The sequence below is a fragment of the Flavobacterium foetidum genome, assembly GCF_004634245.1.
In the GTDB taxonomy this organism is placed as follows: Bacteria; Bacteroidota; Bacteroidia; order Flavobacteriales; family Flavobacteriaceae; genus Flavobacterium; species Flavobacterium foetidum.
The window spans coordinates 24007-40844 of sequence record NZ_SJTF01000014.1; the positions used below are offsets into that span (position 1 = coordinate 24007).

Consider the following 16838-nt stretch of genomic DNA (forward strand, 5'->3'; position numbering starts at 1 on the left):
GTTAATTTGTGCATTTCATCGGTTTTTTTTGCCGTTCATCCTGTTTGTTTGGTAAAGATGAATTGCTGTAATACTTTTGAGATACCATAACATTAGTAGGTTAAGTTTATGGTAGATTTGGGGCAAAAAGGGTGGAAGAAATTCCACCTTTTTTATTGGAATAAACTTAAGTATTTCTTTAATAAAGAATTACGTTCACTTCATCGGAAATATTGACCTTTCGTCTAGAAAGTTTTTTTTTACAATATATCTATCCTATATTTACTAGACCATAACATTAGTAGGTTAAGTTTATGGTAGATTTGGGGCAAAAAAGGTGGAAGCAATTCCGCCTTTTTTATTTTAAAAAAAGTCATAATATTGCCTTAACCAAAAAAAAAACATATTATGAAACAATCATCTCAGTTATTTTTAATTGCTCTTTTAAGCTTATTTCTCTTTAATTGCTCGGGAGCAAAGTCATCAGATACTAAAAAATCGGTCAATGATGGCAGTTCTATAAAAAATGCTATCAAAGTAAAAAGCGTATCTGAAGAATATGAAATCGTTCGAAAACTTTGCCCTGACTGCAAAATGAATGGACAAGCATTAATTGGAGAAGGCAACAAACATTACGACGTTTTGAAATTAACCAATTCGAAGGGTGAAGAAGTAAAATACTATTTTGACATAAACAGTTTCTACGGAAAATGGTAAAACAAAAAAAAGACGAACACGGTGTGCTCGTCTTTTTTTTGTATTCTATGCTCTATCTTCTTATTTATCTAAAGCAAATCTTCTAGCAACTTCTGTCCAGTTGATTACGCTGAAGAAAGCTTCGATATAATCTGGTCTTCTGTTTTGGTAGTTTAAGTAGTAAGCGTGCTCCCAAACGTCCATTCCTAAGATTGGAGTTCCACCGTTACCAGCAACTTCTGGCATTAATGGATTATCTTGATTTGGAGTACCTACAACTTCTAATTTTCCTCCTTTTTGAACTGTTAACCAAGCCCATCCAGAACCGAATTGTGTAGCACCAGCCTTAGCAAATTTTGCTTTAAACTCTTCGAATGATCCAAAAGAAGCTTCGATTGCTGCTAATAAATCTCCTGTTGGCAACCCTCCTCCGTTTGGAGACATTACAGTCCAGAATAAATTGTGGTTGTAGAAACCTCCACCATTATTACGAACTGCAGCGTTAGATTTATCTAAGTTGATTAAGATGTTCTCGATTGTTTTTCCTTCTAAATCTGTTCCAGCGATAGCAGCGTTAAGATTTGTAGTATAAGCATTGTGGTGCTTTGTATGGTGGATTTCCATTGTACGTGCATCAATATGTGGTTCTAATGCGTCGTATGCATAAGGTAATTGTGGTAATTCAAAAGCCATGATATTCTAATTTTTATGGTTTATAATAATTTATTCCAAATTTAGACATTTAACTTTGGAATTGAAAATACTATTTCGTTATAATTGAATTAAATTCACTGATAATTTACATTTTTACAATATAAAGAGCTGAAAATCTTTATTTTCCATTAAAAGTGGTCATTGTATTTTCTAAACCCGCTGTTCCAAAAGTTTTAATAATTTCAGCCGAAGTTTCTAAACGCTCTGGTAGTTTTGCCTCTTCTTCGGCATTCCATTCTCCTAAAACATAATCGATCTGCTGCCCTTTTTTGAACTGATCGCTGATTCCAAATCTATAACGGGTATAATTTTGTGTATTGAGAACAAGATTGATGTTTTTTAGTCCGTTGTGGCCGCCATCGCTTCCTTTTGGTTTGATTCTGATGGTTCCGAATGAAAGATTTAAATCGTCTGTAATCACTAAAATATTTTCTAACGGAATATTTTCTTTATCCATCCAATACTTGACCGCTTTACCGCTAAGGTTCATGTAAGTGTTTGGCTTAAGCAGCAAGAAGGTTCTACCTTTGAATTTATATTCGGCCAAAGCACCTAACTTTACGGTTTCGAATGAAAGCCCTTCTTTTTTGGCTAAAAAATCCAGCACTTTAAATCCGATATTATGTCTGGTGTTTACATACTCAGCTCCTATATTTCCTAATCCGACGATTAAATATTTTTTACTCACGTTTTTTATATTGTTGTTTTGGTGTTCGTGAACCTCCGGTTTCACATTGTCTTCTATGTTCTCTTCTTTTGGTGTTGATGAAAACAGTTTTGTTATCCATTTTATCATGTTTGCAAAAGTAAGATTAATTAGAGAATGTGGCAATTGGATAATTAGATAATTTGAAAATGTGCCAATTAGATAATTGTCCATTGGCGTGATTTAACCGCAAAGTTCGCAAGGGTTTTACGCAAAGTTCGCTAAGAAATAGTTTCTCTATCGAAATACACAAAGAACGCCAAGAGAGGTCTCTTGCAGATTTGGCAGATTTCATCTTAGTATCTCAGAAGCTTAGCAACTCAGAAGCTTAAAAAAAGATTTTTTCTTGCTAGCCCTGACAGAAGCGGCATCCTTTTTCCTGCTCCTTTAGCAGGGAAAAGATATAGCGGATGGCAGGAACGTCACGTCTTCTGAAAACAGAGACTTTCTGCTTCTAAAAATTATTAATGTGCCAATTAGAGAATATGACAATTAGATAATTTGAAAAAGGCTTCGACTTCGCTCAGCCTGACAAATATTAAGCGTGTCAGCTGAGCGGAGTCGAAGCCCTTCCGCAATAAAAAACTTAGAACCTTAGCGCCTCAGCATCTCAGAACCTCAAAAAAAAAGCCCCAATCGAAAGATTGAGGCTTTTTGTATAGAGTTTGAAAAAAAATTATTTTTTCTTTCCTTTTGCAGGAGCTTTTGCAGCTTTTGCAGCTTCTTGAGCAGCTTTCATAGCAGCACGAGAAATTCTTACCTGAGCAACAACTGTGTTGTCTGGGTGCATAACTTTGTACTCTGGTTTTCCAACTTTAGTAACGTATAATTTGTTACCCATTTCTAGTGGAGTGATGTCAGCTTCAACGAAATCAGGAAGATTTGCTGGTAAAGCTTTAACTTTTAGTTTACGTTGGTTCAAACGTAAAACACCTCCTGCAAGAACACCTTTAGATGTACCAACGATTTTCACAGGAACTTCCATTGTGATTTCTTTATCATCAAATAATTGGAAGAAGTCGATGTGTAAAATTTTGTCAGTTACTGGGTGAACTTGAATGTCTTGCAAAATTGCATTGAATGATTTTCCTTTTCCAAGTTCGATCACAACTGTGTGAGCGTTTGGAGTGTAAACCAAGTTTTTGAATGCAGTAACGTCTGCTGAGAAATGTACTGCTTGGTTTCCTCCGTATAAAACGCAAGGTACCTGTCCAGCATTACGTAAGGCTTTAGTTGACACTTTGCCCACGCTTTCTCTTTCTGATCCTTTAATTGTAATCGATTTCATTGTAAAAAAATATAGTTATTAATATAAATATTCTAATTCTTTAATGGAGCGAATTGCTACATTATAAATTTTCCACTGATGGAATTGTTGTGGTGAACCATCTGCATTACTTCTGCAAATAAAGGCGCACAGCTTACCACTTTTATTTTCTTTGATTCTCTCTTTAACGGAATAGAATCTGTGACGATCAATTCTGTTAGTTTAGAGTTTTCAATTTTCTCGTACGCACCGCCAGACAAAATAGCATGTGTACAGATTGCTCTTACGCTTAGCGCTCCTTTTTCGATCATCAGGTCGGCTGCTTTTGCCAAAGTTCCTCCTGTATCTATCATGTCGTCTACTAAGATCACGTTACGGCCTTTTACTTCACCAATCAGCTCCATAGTGTCGATAACGTTGGCTGCTTTTCTTTGCTTGTAACAGATTACCACATCTGATTCTAAAAACTTAGAGTAAGCATATGCTCTTTTTGAACCTCCCATATCTGGAGACGCAATGGTTAAATTTTCTAAATTTAAGCTCTGCACGTAAGGCAAAAAGATCGTAGATGCAAATAAATGATCTACTGGTTTTTCAAAGAATCCCTGAATCTGGTCTGCATGCAGGTCCATTGTCATGATTCTTGTTGCTCCTGCGGCTGTTAATAGGTTTGCTACTAACTTAGCCCCAATCGGCACTCTTGGTTTGTCTTTTCTGTCTTGTCTTGCCCAACCAAAATAAGGCATAACAGCTGTAATATGTCTTGCCGATGCACGTTTTGCCGCATCAATCATTAACAACAATTCCATCAGATTATCTGCACTTGGAAAAGTTGAACATACGATAAATACTCGCAAACCTCTTATTGATTCTTCGTAAGATGGCTGAAATTCTCCATCACTATACGTTGACATCGTTACTTTTCCTAACGGAATCCCGTAGTCTTTTGCAATTTTTTCTGCAAGATAAACACTTTGTGAACAAGCAAAAATTTTAGCTTCTGGTTCTAGGTGCGACATTATAATTTGTTGTTTTATTCCGCTACTTTTTTACTATTCAACTTTATCATTTAAATAAAGCTGAGCGTTTTAAATGTCTCGGGTGTAGTTAGTTGTGTGTGCTTCGTTTTAACGAGGTGCAAATTTATAAAATTTATTGAACACTGAAAGCAAAAAATTAAGTATTTTTAGTAGTTTGTTTAATTTTATTTTTTACATTTGCACCGTGTTAAAGGAATGATGCCATTTATGACTTCATTCTATTGCGTTAAAATAGTTGATTAATCATTTATTTTTTCGTCTGCTACGCCCGGATGGCGGAATTGGTAGACGCGCTGGTCTCAAACACCTGTGGGAAACCGTGCCGGTTCGACTCCGGCTCCGGGTACAAAACCTCTTCTTAACTGAAGAGGTTTTTTTATGGCTTTTTTTTTAAACCATATAAGTCATATAAGAAAATATAACTGTGCGTTTAAAGCTCTGTATTTAAATGAACTTATATCACTTATATGTTGAAAACCTCACAACTCGCACTATGCAAAACCAGAAAATTGCACGAATTAGCAATAAAACACAATTGATTGGCTTTTTGATGCAGTTCTAAAGCCAATTCCACTTTATCTAAATTTGAGATTTTTACTTTTGGATACAATCTTACCTCAACAAAACGCCCACTTCCGTCCGGATTTACTTCTAATGTTGCTTCTGCATTATCTGAATATTCCAGAACTTCTATTCCATTTTGAGAACAGACATACAAATACGACATCATATGGCAGGAAACTAAACTGCTTAACAATAAATCTTCCGGATTGTATAACGACGGATCGCCTTTAAAAGCTTTTGCTGCAGAAACATCTAAAACTGGTTTTCCTTCAATTTTAATTTGATGCGTTTTGCTGTTGAATTTTTTGAAAGAATCTTTTGGATTTTGTTTTGAAGTCCAGTTTAATTTTGCTTTGAATAGATGTTTGAATGCCATTTTTCTTTTTTATACTAATATAAAAATCATTTTTGAAAATTTCTTAGCGGTAAGTCAATAAAAAAATTCCTACGTGTTGTCGATATTAAGCGTAAATTTGTGTTTTTTATAAACAGCATGAAATATAACATACCAAATAATCAATCCGAAATACTTCCCAATAAACTTGGATTAAAAAATCAAAAAGAAATTGAATTGTCTGAATTTGAAGGTTTTTTAGAAGCCGAAATATTACTTACCGAAAGACTATCATCTCGCACAAAATTTGATATTAAATATATTTTAAAAATACACAAGCTGGCACTTAATCATTTATATTCTTTTGCCGGAAAATATCGTGATGTAAATATGTCTAAAGCTGGTTTTCTTTTTGCATCCGCAAGGTTTCTACCTGAAATCATGAAGACTCTTGAAGAAGAAATTTTACTGAACCTGCCAAATAACTATGTTAAAAAAGAAGATTTAATAAAAGATATTGCAATTATTCATGGGGAATTGCTTTTCATTCACCCATTTAGAGAGGGCAATGGGCGCACAACAAGGATACTAGCAAATCTAATGGCGAGAAAACATGGATATGAATCACTTAAATTTGAAAAAATTGGAAGAGAAAAATTCGACCAATATGTTTCGGCAGTTCAAAGTTGTGCAAAAAAAGATTATAAAGAAATGATAGAATTAATACGGTTTATTTTCCCAGATTAAGTTCCACTTTTTTCAATGCATTTAAAGCTTCCTTTTTAGATATATCTATACCTTCAATTTTAAAAGAAGCTACTGCTGATTTTAAAACTTGCTTTCTTAATACCTTATTACTTTTTTTATCCACTGATTTCATCTTTCAAAGATAGCTAATTTTAACTTGTTATCATATAATTTTAGATTAAGAAAAAATCTATAACTTTCCATTTAAAAATCATTAAAAACTCTTTATTTGTTTTTTTTTAAATGGCATCATTAGAAAATTCCCAATAATTTCTAACACTGGCAAAACTTTAAGGATAAATTTTATAGCAAATACTAATAAAGCGTATTTCCAATTCAAATAAACCATTACAATAAAAACTAACCATTCCAACCAATAAAGCATTTCAACCCATTTAGGAAGATTTGGTTCATCATAAGGAAGTGTTCCATTCTTTTTTGCTTGAATTATTCGAATATCAAGAGTAGTTATTGCTGAAATAATTCCATAAGCAATCGTTAATCCGACTAATACAGGTGAATCGTAAGCTGTTAATGAAGTGAAACTCATTCTGTTTTTTTAAATTGTTGTTTTCAAATGTAAGAAAAAATCACAAAATTCAGAAAAAACAAAAAAACCTCGAAAAGCCATTTCCTTCCGAGGTTTTTTGAACTAAAATTAATTAACAAAATCTAAAAATTATTTTTGAACCGAAAACTTAAAAGTTGTTTTCGTTTTATAATTTTCTCCCGGGTTTAGAACCGTTGTTGGGAAATTTTTCTGGTTTGGAGAATCTGGATAATGTTCTGTTTCTAGACATAATCCCGTTCTGTGTGCAAAAGTTCCTCCGTTTGGCATTGGCAAAGTTCCGTCAAGGAAGTTTCCAGAGTAGAATTGAATTCCAGGTTCGTCTGTTGTCATTTCCATAACTCTTCCGCTTGCTGCGTGGTACACTTTTGCAATGATTGTTTTTCCTTTTTCAGGATTGTTCAATACCCAGCAGTGGTCGTAGCCTTTTCCTCTTTCTAACTGCTCATTTTTAGCATTGATGTCTTTTCCAATTAATTTTGGCGTTCTGAAATCGAATGGCGTGCCAGCAACATCTTCTAATTTTCCTGTCGGAATCAAAGTCACATCTACTGGAACTAATTTATCTGCATTTAATGTCAATTCGTGGTCTAAGATTGTTTTGGTAAAATCTCCTGACAAATTGAAATAAGAATGCTGTGTCAAGTTAACGACTGTTTTTTTGTCTGTTGTTGCTTCATACAAAACCTCTAATTGATTATCATTTGTCAAGGTATAAGTCACGAAAACTTTCAGATTTCCAGGATAACCTTCTTCCATATCTTTACTTAAATAAGACAATTTTAAAGAAGCTGTTTCGCCAGATTTAACCTCATCTGCTTTCCAAACCACATTAAAAAATCCTTGCGGACCTCCATGTAAGGCATTTGGTGCGTTGTTGATTGCTAATTGATATTCTTTTTCGTCAAGCGAAAATTTACCTTTTGCAATTCGGTTTCCGTATCTTCCGATTAAAGCTCCAAAAAACGGATTTTCTTTTTCGTATTGCGCCAAAGAATTAAATCCAATAACCACATTTTCTGAAACACCTGCTTTATTTGGCACTTTCAAATCTGTAATTCTTCCACCAAAAGTAATGATATCCACTTCCATTCCATTTTGGTTTTTCAGTTTATAGCTTTCTACTTTTTCGCCTTTGGCAGTAGTTCCATAGTCTGATTTGTCAATTGTTACTAATGCTTTTTCATCAGTGGCCACTTTTTCTGTATCGACTTTTTTATCGCCTTTACATTGAACTGAAACTGCCGCTAAACTCAAAAGGCTTAGACCGAAAACACAACGTTTTAATGCATTCATAGATGATATTTTTTTGGTTTGTGAAATGTTAGATGTTAAAAGTTATTCGTTGAACATACTATTTGGACGCGGATAAAACTGATTCGCTTTCACGAAGACGCGGATTTACACTGATTTTTAAATTATTTTAATCTGTTTGTATCTGCGCTTTTGCGAAAGCAAATCTGTTTTATGTGCGTTAAAAGTTAAAAGTAACAAAAACTTAGAGTCTTAGCAACTTAGTCCCGATAGTTATCGGGATAGTATCTCAGATTACAATCCGTGTTGAAACAAATGAAAGTATGCTTCGTTGGCATTGATTTTATCTTTAAACTCTCTTATTGTTGTTTTTTCATCAATAACCAACAATTCGATTCCAGCAATGTCTGCGAAATCTTCCATATATTCTGTTGTAATTGCTTGGCTGTAAACCGTGTGATGTGCTCCACCAGCTAAAATCCAAGCTGTTGCTGCCACTTCTAAATTTGGTTTGCAATCCCATAAAACTCTTGCAACTGGTAATTTTGGCAATTCGGCCATTGGTTTTACTGCCTCAACTTCGTTCACAATCAAACGGAAACGAGTCCCCATATCAACCAAAGAAACATTAATGGCATCTCCAGCAGGAGAATTGAATACCAAGCGAACTGGATCTTCTTTTCCTCCAATTCCTAACGGATGCACTTCGCAAGAAGGTTTTCCGTCAGTGATAGACGGACAAATTTCCAACATGTGAGAACCTAAAACATATGATTTTTGTGGCGTGAAATGGTAGGTGTAATCTTCCATGAAAGAAGTTCCGCCTTCCAAACCAATATTCATTACTTTTAAAGCTCTTACCATTGCAGCCGTTTTCCAGTCTCCTTCGCCTCCAAAACCATAACCATCGGCCATTAATCTTTGCGTTGCGATTCCTGGTAATTGTTTCCAAGCTCCAAGGTTTTCAAATGTATCTGTAAAAGCGCCAAAACCTCCTTCTTCAAGGAAAGCTCTTAAACCTAATTCGATTTTTGCTGCTTCAACCAAAGAACTTCTTTGTGCGCCGCCTTCTTTCAACGAATCTGTTAAGTTATATGACTGCTCATAAACGGCTAATAAATCGTTTAATTCCTTATCAGTAATTTTCTCGATATGTTTGGTAACATCTGAAGAATCGTATCCGTTTACCGACATTCCGAAACGAATTTGAGCCTCCACTTTATCACCGTCTGTAACGGCAACTTCACGCATATTGTCTCCAATACGAGCTACTTTTAGGTTTTGAAGTTCGTCCCATCCTAAAACCACTCTTGACCAGATTCCGATTTTTTTCTGAACTCTCTCGTCTTCCCAGTGTCCTACAACGATTTTACGTTTTTTACGTAATCTAGACATCATGAAACCGAATTCGCGATCTCCGTGAGCCGATTGGTTTAAGTTCATGAAATCCATATCGATGCTTCCCCACGGAATTTCAGCATTATATTGCGTGTGTAAATGGCATAATGGTTTTTTAAGGATATTTAATCCGCCAATCCACATTTTTGCTGGAGAGAAAGTATGCATCCAAGCGATAATTCCGATACAGTTTTTAGCCGAGTTTGCAGCCAAACATACATCTAAAATCTGCGAAGGCGATTTTACCACATCTTTGTAAACCACTTTTACCGGAATTGAAGACGAAGCGTCTAATCCTTTTGCAATAATCTGTGAATGTTCTGCTACTTTTCTAAGCGTTTCTTCACCATATAATTCTTGGCTTCCTACTACAAACCATACTTCTTTTTGAGAAATGTCTATCATTGTTTTGTTTATTTTGTTTCAGGTTTCAGGTTGTTGGAATCTGAAATCTTAAATTGTTATGTTATTATTTTGTTTTATTTATTTCAAGTTTGCTTCGCCAATTCGACTTAGCCTCGTGTCAGGTTTCAGATTACGCTCAAACAACTTGAAACAAAAAAACCTGAAACCTGAAACAAAATCTTATTGTCCGTAATACGAATCTTTTCCGTGTTTGCGGTTGTAATGTTTCTTAATTAATGAATCTTTTAATCTTGGTGCGTTTGGGTTGATTTGCAAAGTCAGATAGGCCATTTCTGCCACGACTTCAAGAACCTTACTATTGTAAACTGCTTTAGCTGCATTTTTTCCCCATGCAAACGGACCGTGATTTCCAATCAAAATCATTTCTACTTCTTCGTATGAAAGATTCTTTTCTTTGAAACAATCCAGAATTTGGATTCCAGTGTTGTGTTCGTAGTTTCCTTCAATTAAAGAATCTGCCATTGGCGGTGCACACGGAATATCGGCTGTTAAATGATCTGCATGTGTAGTTCCAAAAATTGGAATATCCAACTGCGACTGCGCCCAAGCCACAGAATAGGTCGCGTGCGTATGTGCAACGCCTCCAATATTGGGCCAGTGTTTGTATAAATAAGCGTGCGTTTTCGTGTCAGACGACGGACGCAAGTTTCCTTCGATAACATTGTTGTCAAAATCAACAATTACGATATCTTCTGGTTTTAAATCTTCGTAAGGAACACCGCTTGGCTTAATGGCAAAAACACCATTTTTTCTGTCTACGGCACTTACGTTTCCGAAAGTGTACACCACCAAATTCAATGCATTCAACTGCATGTTGGCTTCGTAACATTCTTGTTTTAAATCTTTATAAAGAGAACTCATTTTGAGAAATTTTAATAGTTGGGTCTGCAAAAGCACTTAATTGTTCGTAGCCTACAAGAAGTTTGTTGTAAGCTGCTACTTGGTCTAATTGAGGGAAAAATTCTCCGTCAAAATCACTTCCTATTTTCTGGCTTGCTTCGATTACGTTTGGATAAATTCCGGCTGCAACGGCTGCATAAATTGCCGCACCCAAAGCAGGAGTTTGGTCTGAAGCTGCAATTTTAATTGGCTTGTTTAAAACATTTGCCAAAGTCTGCATGATAAAAGGCGATTTACGAGCCACACCACCAATTCCGATAACGCTGTCGATTTTTACACCTTCTTCTTCAAAACGATCTACAATTTTCTTCGCTCCAAAACAAATTGCGTTTACCAAAGCTTTGAAAATGTGAGGCGCTTTTGTTCCTAAAGAAAGGTTCGAAATCGCGCTTTTTACTTCTTGGTTTGCATCTGGAGTTCTACGTCCGTTAATCCAGTCTAAAGCAATTGGAAGACTTTCTGAAACTGGGATTTTCTCCGCTTCTTTCGTTAACTCCACAATTAATATATCGCTGAATTCCTCTCTTAATTGTTCCTTTTGGGCATCATTTAAAGTTGATGAAGAAGCTAATAAATGTTCTGTCGGCCACATCAAAAGTTCTTTGTACCAAGCCAATAAATCACCAAAAGCAGATTGTCCTGCTTCTAAACCAATAAATCCTGGAATAACAGAACCGTCAACTTGACCACAAATACCACGAACGGTTTTTGTTCCGACCTCATCATAAGAACCAACTAGAATATCGCAAGTTGAAGTTCCCATAACGCGAACTAAAGTATTTTCTTCGATTTTTGCTCCAACCGCTCCAGAATGCGCATCGAAAGTTCCAACAGCTACAACTGTTTCTGTAGAAAGTCCTAAACGGTCTGCCCATTCTTGGCTTAATTTTCCGGCAACTAAATCTGAAGTGTATGTTTCATCGTATAAATTGCCACGAAGTTGTGCCAAATACGGATGTAATTTTTCTAAGAATTCAACTGGTGGTAATCCGTTCCAGTCTGTGTGCCACATGGCTTTGTGACCCGCTGCGCAACGGCTTCTTTTGAAGGTTTTTAAATCTTTATCTTCAATTAGCAAGTACGTCATTAAATCGCAGTGTTCCATCCAAGTGTGCGCTGCATTTCGAACGGCTTCATCTTGTCTTGCAATGTGAAGGATTTTTGCCCAAAACCACTCAGACGAATAAATTCCCCCAACGTATTTTGTAACGTCTTCTCCGCCCCAGCTTACTGCCAATTCGTTGATTTCGTTGGCTTCGTTTATCGCAGTGTGATCTTTCCATAATACCATCATGGCATTTGGATTTTCTTCAAACCCTTTTGTCAAAGCCAATGGTGTTCCGTCCTTTGTAACTGGAACCGGAGAAGATCCAGTGGTATCGATACAAATTCCGCGAACCAATGACGGATCTACTTTGCTTTCTTTTACAACATTCTGAATCGTGATTTCCAATCCTTCAATATGATCCAAAGGATGCTGACGAAACTGATTGATTGATGCGTCACAATATTGTTTGTTTTTCCATCTTTTGTAATGAGAAACATCCGATGCCAGCTCCTGCCCATTTTCTGTGTCAATAAGCACCGCTCGAACAGAATCTGTTCCGTAGTCCAATCCTATTACGTAATTTTTCATTCTAAATTTGTTTTTTAAATATTGACAAATATATATATAATTAATCTATAAGTGTATAAAAAACACTTAACAAAAACAAGCTTCCAAATTTTTTACAAATAATGCATCAAAAGAAGTATTTTGACGAAAATCCAAATATAAATGTTTGTTTTACATTTATTCTGTTGCGATTATTTCATTCTAACTATCAAAAGAGCAACAGAATATCTGAAAAAATCCTATTGAAATTTATTTCCATACCGTCTAAACTTACTTTCTCTAGGGCTGATTTTTGTTGGCTCTGCAATGAATTCTCCTCAATTCTTGTTGAGCATTTAGTTAAATTTGAATATTGGCGTACCATTTTCATCAAATTTTACTTTCAGCATTCTCGCATGACGATTAGGATCATATAACGGATCTGCAATAATTTCTTTCAACGGCCTTTTGTCTGTTGCAGGCACAACTTTGGGATCACCAACGGCTTTTTCGTAATCCCTCGCATGATAGATTAGTAAGGGTTCTCCGTTTTCATCTACTGTAAATGAGTTATGTCCTGGCCCATAAATATTTTTTGTTTTATCGGTTTTTAATACTGGATATCGAGATTTTTTCCAAGAATTTCTGTCTAATAAATCAGCACTTTCATCTGCTTCCATCATTCCCATACTGTAACAAGAACCAGTGGCGCTTGCCGAAAAAGTAATGTAAATTTTCCCTTTGTTTTTAATAACTGCAGGGCCTTCGTTTACCCAAAAACCTACGCGTTCCCAATCGTAATCTGGAGTTGTTAGCATGAATTGAACTGTTTTAAGTTTTATGGGCGATTCCATTTCGGCTAGATACAAATTAGAAGCCGCAAACTGCCCGCCTGTTTTTTCTGCCCAACAGAAATAGCGTTTATTTTTATGCTCAAATACAGTCCCGTCAAGAGAAAAATCGGTAAAACTTTTGGGATCCGCGTCAGCGGCCTGCATTTGCCCAAGTTCAGTCCACTTGTCATGCAAGGGATCTTGACCTGTACACTCCAAAACATAAGGCCTTAATTTCCAAATATCGTCTTCTTCGCTTGCTGCAAAATACACGTACCATTTTCCATCCAAATAATGAATTTCAGGAGCCCAAACATGGCGGCTCATTGGTCCGTTTTTATGTTTTTCCCATACTCTAAAGGTTTCAGCATTTTGAAGTTGGTCAATAGACTTTGCACGTCTTAACTCTATAGCGTCATAGGTTGGTACCGATCCCGTAAAATAGTAATACCCATCTGTATGTTTGTAGATAAAAGGATCTGCTCTTTGCAACACAATAGGTTTATTTGTTAAAGTTGTTTTTGTAGTAGTCACTTCTTCTTTGGACAGTTCTTTTTCTGCTTTTTTATCTTTGCAGGAAGAAACACTTACAAAAACAACGGCCGAAAGTGCCCAATTTTTTAATATGTTTATTTGCATGTTATAATCGTTTATTTTGAATTTAATTTATTTTTGAGGAATTCAGACTTTCAGTATTTATTCTATTTTCTAATGTTAAATTTCAATTTTTAAAATCAATCCAAACTTTCATTTTTCCAACACCTCGGTTTGACCATGAGTAATAGGGAATGGCTTTGAATTTTGAATTTTCAATAACATTAACACCTTGTAATAAGTTCGTTTCTTTTCTCACTTTGAAAGTATCTGAAGCCGAAATATCAATCTTATCGAAATTGTTTTTATTGTCGATTTCTTCAATTGCATACACTAAAGGACCGTACTCTAAAGAAACTTTGTTTTTGTTCGTTGCTACTTTAGAATTGGTTTCTACCTCTTGAACTTCCATAGGGAAATTAAGCTCGATTCTGTCACCTTTTTTCCAGTTTCTGGTTACGTTGAAATAACCATTTTCAGGCTGAATTGCGAATGTTTCTCCGTTTACCGTAATCGATGGTTTTTGGTTTGAAGCTTTTTTATACGCATATAAATCGCCTGGCAAAACTTCATTTCTTGCCCAGCCCGGAACGCGAAGTTTGATAGTGAATATGGCTTCTTTTTTCGGATTAACCGAGATGCCAACCTTTCCGTTCCAAGGATAAGAAGTTTGTTGCGAAATCTGTAAATCGGTTTTTCCTAATTTGAAAGATGCGTCGTTTGAAGCGTATAAATTCACATATAAATCTTTGCTTGTTTTAGAATAAATCAATCCCGGAATCGACGGAATAAAACGAATCAAATTGGTTGGACAACAAGAACAGTCAAACCATGCTTGACGTGTACAAGAACCTCTGTTCGATTTATAAACGCCATCTGCTTCTAAGGCATTTGGATAGAAAAATTGTTTTCCGTCAAGCGAAATACCCGAAATTAGACCGTTGTACATCGTTCTTTCGATAACATCAAAATATTTAGAAGCTCCATACAAATTATGTAATCTATGATTCCAATATACATCGCCGATTGCTGCACAGGTTTCGTTGTAAGCCGTTAAGTTTGGTAATTCGTAATTTGCACCGAAAGCTTCGCCGTCATGTCTCGAACCAATTCCGCCAGTGATATACATTTTTTTGTTGACCATGTTTTCCCACAAATTATTTACGGCATTCTCGTAGGCTTTGTCTTTCGTCAGCGCAACGATATCGGTCATTCCTGCATACATGTAAACCGCTCTTACGGCATGCCCGACAGCTTCTTTTTGCTCTGTAACTGGAATATGATCTTGAGCATATTCGCCGTATAATTTATGATTATTCGGATTTCCTCGATTGTCTAGATAGTATTTGGCGAGTTTCAGATACTCTTCCTTTCCTGTAATCTGGTACAACTTCAACAATCCAGTTTCTACAATTTGATGTCCCGGAACTCCTTTTACCTGTCCCGGATTATCACCAAAAGTTCGAACCAGCATATCGGCAGCTTTAATGGCTATTTCTAGAAAATTGGTTTTTCCTGTTGCTTCATAATGTACAATTGCCGCTTCGATTAAATGTCCCGGATTGTACAGTTCGTGGCTAATCTGCAAAGATTCCCAACGTTTTCCTTCAATTACTGGAACCCACGTTGCGGGTGGTTTTGCAGGGTTTATCGTTCTCCAAGTCGTAATATAGCCATCGGCTTCCTGACCAATTTTTACAATCGCAATCATCGAATCTAGCACTCTCTCCAGTTTCGGATTTGGAGCACTGATTAAAGTATTCGATGCGCCTTCGATTATTTTGTAAACATCAGTATCGTCAAAAGGCATATCGCCGCGAACTTTTCCGGTTTTCTTTTTTCCCGCAATTAGAAAGTTCTCAAAACGACCCTCTTCATCACATTTTTTGATGGCATATTCGATGGTAATTTCTTGCACTCTTTTGATAATAGGAAGCCAAAACGAATCGGTCAGTTTTACATTTTGAATATTAACCGGCTCTATTTCGTAGCCCGCTTTTAAGGCAGATGTTTTATTTTGCACCACATCATTTTTGGTTTCTTTACAGGAAGCCAAAACCAGAAGTGACATGAAAATCGTTAAAATTGGTAAGTTGTATTTCTTCATTATTATTATTTTAAAACAGGCCACAAATCGGCATCCCATTGTATTTCTTTTACTATTAATCTTGGCGTTCCATTCGATTTCTTTTCATAAGCGTGATAAAACATATAATCTTTTCCGTCGAAAGTATAAGCACTGTTATGACCTACGCCAAAGTAGTTTTCATCACCCTGCACTACTAAACTTCCTCCACCTTGATCCAATTGTTTCCCTTCTTTATCCAAATAAGGTCCTGTTACATTTTTTGACCTTCCAACCACAACTTTGTACGTGCTTTTTTCGCCACGGCAGCATAAATCCCAAGACAGAAATTGGTAGTAATAACCGTTTTTCTTAAAGATAAAAGGAGCTTCAAGCGCACCGTCTCCTGGATCAGAATCTGCCAATTCGAAAGTCCTTTTACGTTTTGCAATCGTGTGCCATTCCTGCGGTTCTGCAATCGATTTTAAATCGGGATTTAATTTGACCAATTTCAATCCTTCCCAAAAAGAACCAAAAGAAAGCCAAGGTGTATTGTTTTCATCAAAAACCAAATTCGGATCAATGGCATTCCACATATCCCTATTAGGTTGTGACTGAATAACAATTCCCTGATCGACCCATTTGTAATTTTTGTCTTTTGAATCTAAAGTGGTATTAGTGGCAACACCAATCGCCGAAGTGTTTTTGCCAAAAGCCGAAACTGAATAATACAGATAATAAGTATTGTTGTGAAATGAAACATCCGGCGCCCAAATATGATTTTTAAAATCGGCAGCAACGCCATCTGCCCAAATCGGTTTCTCTTTGAAAACTTGCGGTTCCTTATTCCAATTTTTTAAATCTTTTGAACTGAAAACACTGATTCCTTTTCCTGTGCAGAACAAATAATAGATGTCTTTTTGTTTGATGACAACTGGATCGTGAACCACAATTTCCTGTGCCATAACCATCGAAGTTAAAAGCATTAGAAAAACCGAAATTGTATATTTTATGTTTTTGTAAACCATATAAGTGATGTAAGTAAATTTAAGCTTAAACCTCAACGAAAACTTTTTTAGCCCATATAAGTAGTTCAACTGAAACTCCGACTGCGACTGAACACTAAAAAAACTGAACACTATCTTTGGCTTTATTTTTT

The 16838-nt window shown here is 36.0% G+C and carries 16 protein-coding genes and 1 tRNA gene; 3 read left to right on the forward strand and 14 right to left on the reverse strand.

Going from position 1 to position 16838, the window contains the following annotated elements:
* Positions 1 to 387: 387 nt before the first annotated feature.
* Complete coding sequence (locus E0W73_RS16875) at positions 388 to 696, forward strand: hypothetical protein (RefSeq protein ID WP_135223218.1); 309 nt, start codon at positions 388 to 390, stop codon at positions 694 to 696.
* A gap of 60 nt (positions 697 to 756) precedes the next feature.
* Here E0W73_RS16875 and E0W73_RS16880 read toward each other — a convergent pair whose 3' ends face one another.
* The 4 genes from E0W73_RS16880 to E0W73_RS16895 all read right to left on the reverse strand — a co-directional run bounded on the left by E0W73_RS16880 (position 757) and on the right by E0W73_RS16895 (position 4381).
* Positions 757 to 1368, reverse strand: coding sequence for a superoxide dismutase (locus E0W73_RS16880; RefSeq protein WP_095930681.1), 612 nt, complete (start codon positions 1366 to 1368; stop codon positions 757 to 759).
* 139 nt (positions 1369 to 1507) lie between these two features.
* A complete protein-coding gene (pth, locus tag E0W73_RS16885; RefSeq protein WP_135223343.1) occupies positions 1508 to 2185 on the reverse strand; it encodes an aminoacyl-tRNA hydrolase in 678 nt (225 codons plus the stop codon).
* Positions 2186 to 2771: 586 nt separating this feature from the next.
* Positions 2772 to 3383 (reverse strand): 50S ribosomal protein L25/general stress protein Ctc, encoded by a 612-nt coding sequence (locus tag E0W73_RS16890; RefSeq protein WP_135223219.1) that lies wholly within the window; start codon positions 3381 to 3383, stop codon positions 2772 to 2774.
* Positions 3384 to 3439: 56 nt separating this feature from the next.
* Complete coding sequence (locus tag E0W73_RS16895; protein ID WP_135223220.1) at positions 3440 to 4381, reverse strand: ribose-phosphate pyrophosphokinase; 942 nt, start codon at positions 4379 to 4381, stop codon at positions 3440 to 3442.
* Positions 4382 to 4668: 287 nt separating this feature from the next.
* Between E0W73_RS16895 and E0W73_RS16900 the strand changes: the two genes are divergently transcribed.
* A tRNA-Leu gene (locus tag E0W73_RS16900) sits at positions 4669 to 4748 on the forward strand.
* A gap of 117 nt (positions 4749 to 4865) precedes the next feature.
* Here E0W73_RS16900 and E0W73_RS16905 read toward each other — a convergent pair.
* On the reverse strand, positions 4866 to 5342 hold the full coding sequence (locus tag E0W73_RS16905; RefSeq protein ID WP_135223221.1) for an OsmC family protein: 477 nt from the start codon (positions 5340 to 5342) through the stop codon (positions 4866 to 4868).
* 117 nt (positions 5343 to 5459) lie between these two features.
* Here E0W73_RS16905 and E0W73_RS16910 point away from each other — a divergent pair, with 117 nt between their 5' ends.
* The gene (locus E0W73_RS16910; RefSeq protein ID WP_135223222.1) at positions 5460 to 6047 is read left to right on the forward strand and encodes a Fic/DOC family protein; all 588 of its coding nucleotides are present in this window, start codon (positions 5460 to 5462) and stop codon (positions 6045 to 6047) included.
* Here E0W73_RS16910 and E0W73_RS21480 read toward each other — a convergent pair.
* From E0W73_RS21480 to E0W73_RS16950, 9 genes are all read right to left on the reverse strand, one after another.
* Positions 6031 to 6180 carry a hypothetical protein gene (locus tag E0W73_RS21480; protein WP_162847720.1) on the reverse strand — a complete coding sequence of 50 codons (150 nt, stop codon included), beginning with the start codon at positions 6178 to 6180 and terminating at the stop codon, positions 6031 to 6033. The genes E0W73_RS16910 and E0W73_RS21480 overlap by 17 nt on opposite strands.
* An 81-nt stretch (positions 6181 to 6261) precedes the next feature.
* On the reverse strand, positions 6262 to 6597 hold the full coding sequence (locus tag E0W73_RS16915; protein ID WP_135223223.1) for a hypothetical protein: 336 nt from the start codon (positions 6595 to 6597) through the stop codon (positions 6262 to 6264).
* A 129-nt stretch (positions 6598 to 6726) separates the two neighbouring features.
* A complete protein-coding gene (locus tag E0W73_RS16920; RefSeq protein ID WP_135223224.1) occupies positions 6727 to 7911 on the reverse strand; it encodes an aldose epimerase family protein in 1185 nt (394 codons plus the stop codon).
* Positions 7912 to 8163: 252 nt separating this feature from the next.
* Complete coding sequence (gene araA, locus E0W73_RS16925) at positions 8164 to 9672, reverse strand: L-arabinose isomerase (protein WP_135223225.1); 1509 nt, start codon at positions 9670 to 9672, stop codon at positions 8164 to 8166.
* A gap of 180 nt (positions 9673 to 9852) precedes the next feature.
* Positions 9853 to 10554, reverse strand: coding sequence for an L-ribulose-5-phosphate 4-epimerase (locus tag E0W73_RS16930; protein ID WP_008465939.1), 702 nt, complete (start codon positions 10552 to 10554; stop codon positions 9853 to 9855).
* Positions 10538 to 12229, reverse strand: coding sequence for a ribulokinase (locus E0W73_RS16935; protein ID WP_135223226.1), 1692 nt, complete (start codon positions 12227 to 12229; stop codon positions 10538 to 10540). Before E0W73_RS16935 ends, E0W73_RS16930 begins: the two co-directional genes overlap by 17 nt.
* A gap of 314 nt (positions 12230 to 12543) precedes the next feature.
* Entirely contained in the window at positions 12544 to 13659 is a 1116-nt protein-coding gene (locus tag E0W73_RS16940; RefSeq protein ID WP_135223227.1) for a glycoside hydrolase family 43 protein, read from the reverse strand.
* A gap of 82 nt (positions 13660 to 13741) precedes the next feature.
* Positions 13742 to 15721, reverse strand: a complete 1980-nt coding sequence (locus E0W73_RS16945) for a glycoside hydrolase family 127 protein (RefSeq protein WP_135223228.1) — start codon at positions 15719 to 15721, stop codon at positions 13742 to 13744.
* Positions 15722 to 15726: 5 nt separating this feature from the next.
* Positions 15727 to 16743: an arabinan endo-1,5-alpha-L-arabinosidase gene (locus E0W73_RS16950; protein WP_317129336.1), complete on the reverse strand. Its 1017-nt coding sequence runs from the start codon at positions 16741 to 16743 to the stop codon at positions 15727 to 15729.
* Between the last annotated feature and the right edge of the window lie 95 nt (positions 16744 to 16838).

Coding starts and splice junctions, on each gene's coding strand:
- E0W73_RS16875 (WP_135223218.1), top strand. CDS start 388: ATGAAACAATCATCTCAGTTATTTTTAATTGCTCTTTTAAGCTTATTT.
- E0W73_RS16880 (WP_095930681.1), bottom strand. CDS start 1,368: ATGGCTTTTGAATTACCACAATTACCTTATGCATACGACGCATTAGAA.
- pth (WP_135223343.1), bottom strand. CDS start 2,185: ATGATAAAATGGATAACAAAACTGTTTTCATCAACACCAAAAGAAGAG.
- E0W73_RS16890 (WP_135223219.1), bottom strand. CDS start 3,383: ATGAAATCGATTACAATTAAAGGATCAGAAAGAGAAAGCGTGGGCAAA.
- E0W73_RS16895 (WP_135223220.1), bottom strand. CDS start 4,381: ATGTCGCACCTAGAACCAGAAGCTAAAATTTTTGCTTGTTCACAAAGT.
- E0W73_RS16905 (WP_135223221.1), bottom strand. CDS start 5,342: ATGGCATTCAAACATCTATTCAAAGCAAAATTAAACTGGACTTCAAAA.
- E0W73_RS16910 (WP_135223222.1), top strand. CDS start 5,460: ATGAAATATAACATACCAAATAATCAATCCGAAATACTTCCCAATAAA.
- E0W73_RS21480 (WP_162847720.1), bottom strand. CDS start 6,180: ATGAAATCAGTGGATAAAAAAAGTAATAAGGTATTAAGAAAGCAAGTT.
- E0W73_RS16915 (WP_135223223.1), bottom strand. CDS start 6,597: ATGAGTTTCACTTCATTAACAGCTTACGATTCACCTGTATTAGTCGGA.
- E0W73_RS16920 (WP_135223224.1), bottom strand. CDS start 7,911: ATGAATGCATTAAAACGTTGTGTTTTCGGTCTAAGCCTTTTGAGTTTA.
- araA (WP_135223225.1), bottom strand. CDS start 9,672: ATGATAGACATTTCTCAAAAAGAAGTATGGTTTGTAGTAGGAAGCCAA.
- E0W73_RS16930 (WP_008465939.1), bottom strand. CDS start 10,554: ATGAGTTCTCTTTATAAAGATTTAAAACAAGAATGTTACGAAGCCAAC.
- E0W73_RS16935 (WP_135223226.1), bottom strand. CDS start 12,229: ATGAAAAATTACGTAATAGGATTGGACTACGGAACAGATTCTGTTCGA.
- E0W73_RS16940 (WP_135223227.1), bottom strand. CDS start 13,659: ATGCAAATAAACATATTAAAAAATTGGGCACTTTCGGCCGTTGTTTTT.
- E0W73_RS16945 (WP_135223228.1), bottom strand. CDS start 15,721: ATGAAGAAATACAACTTACCAATTTTAACGATTTTCATGTCACTTCTG.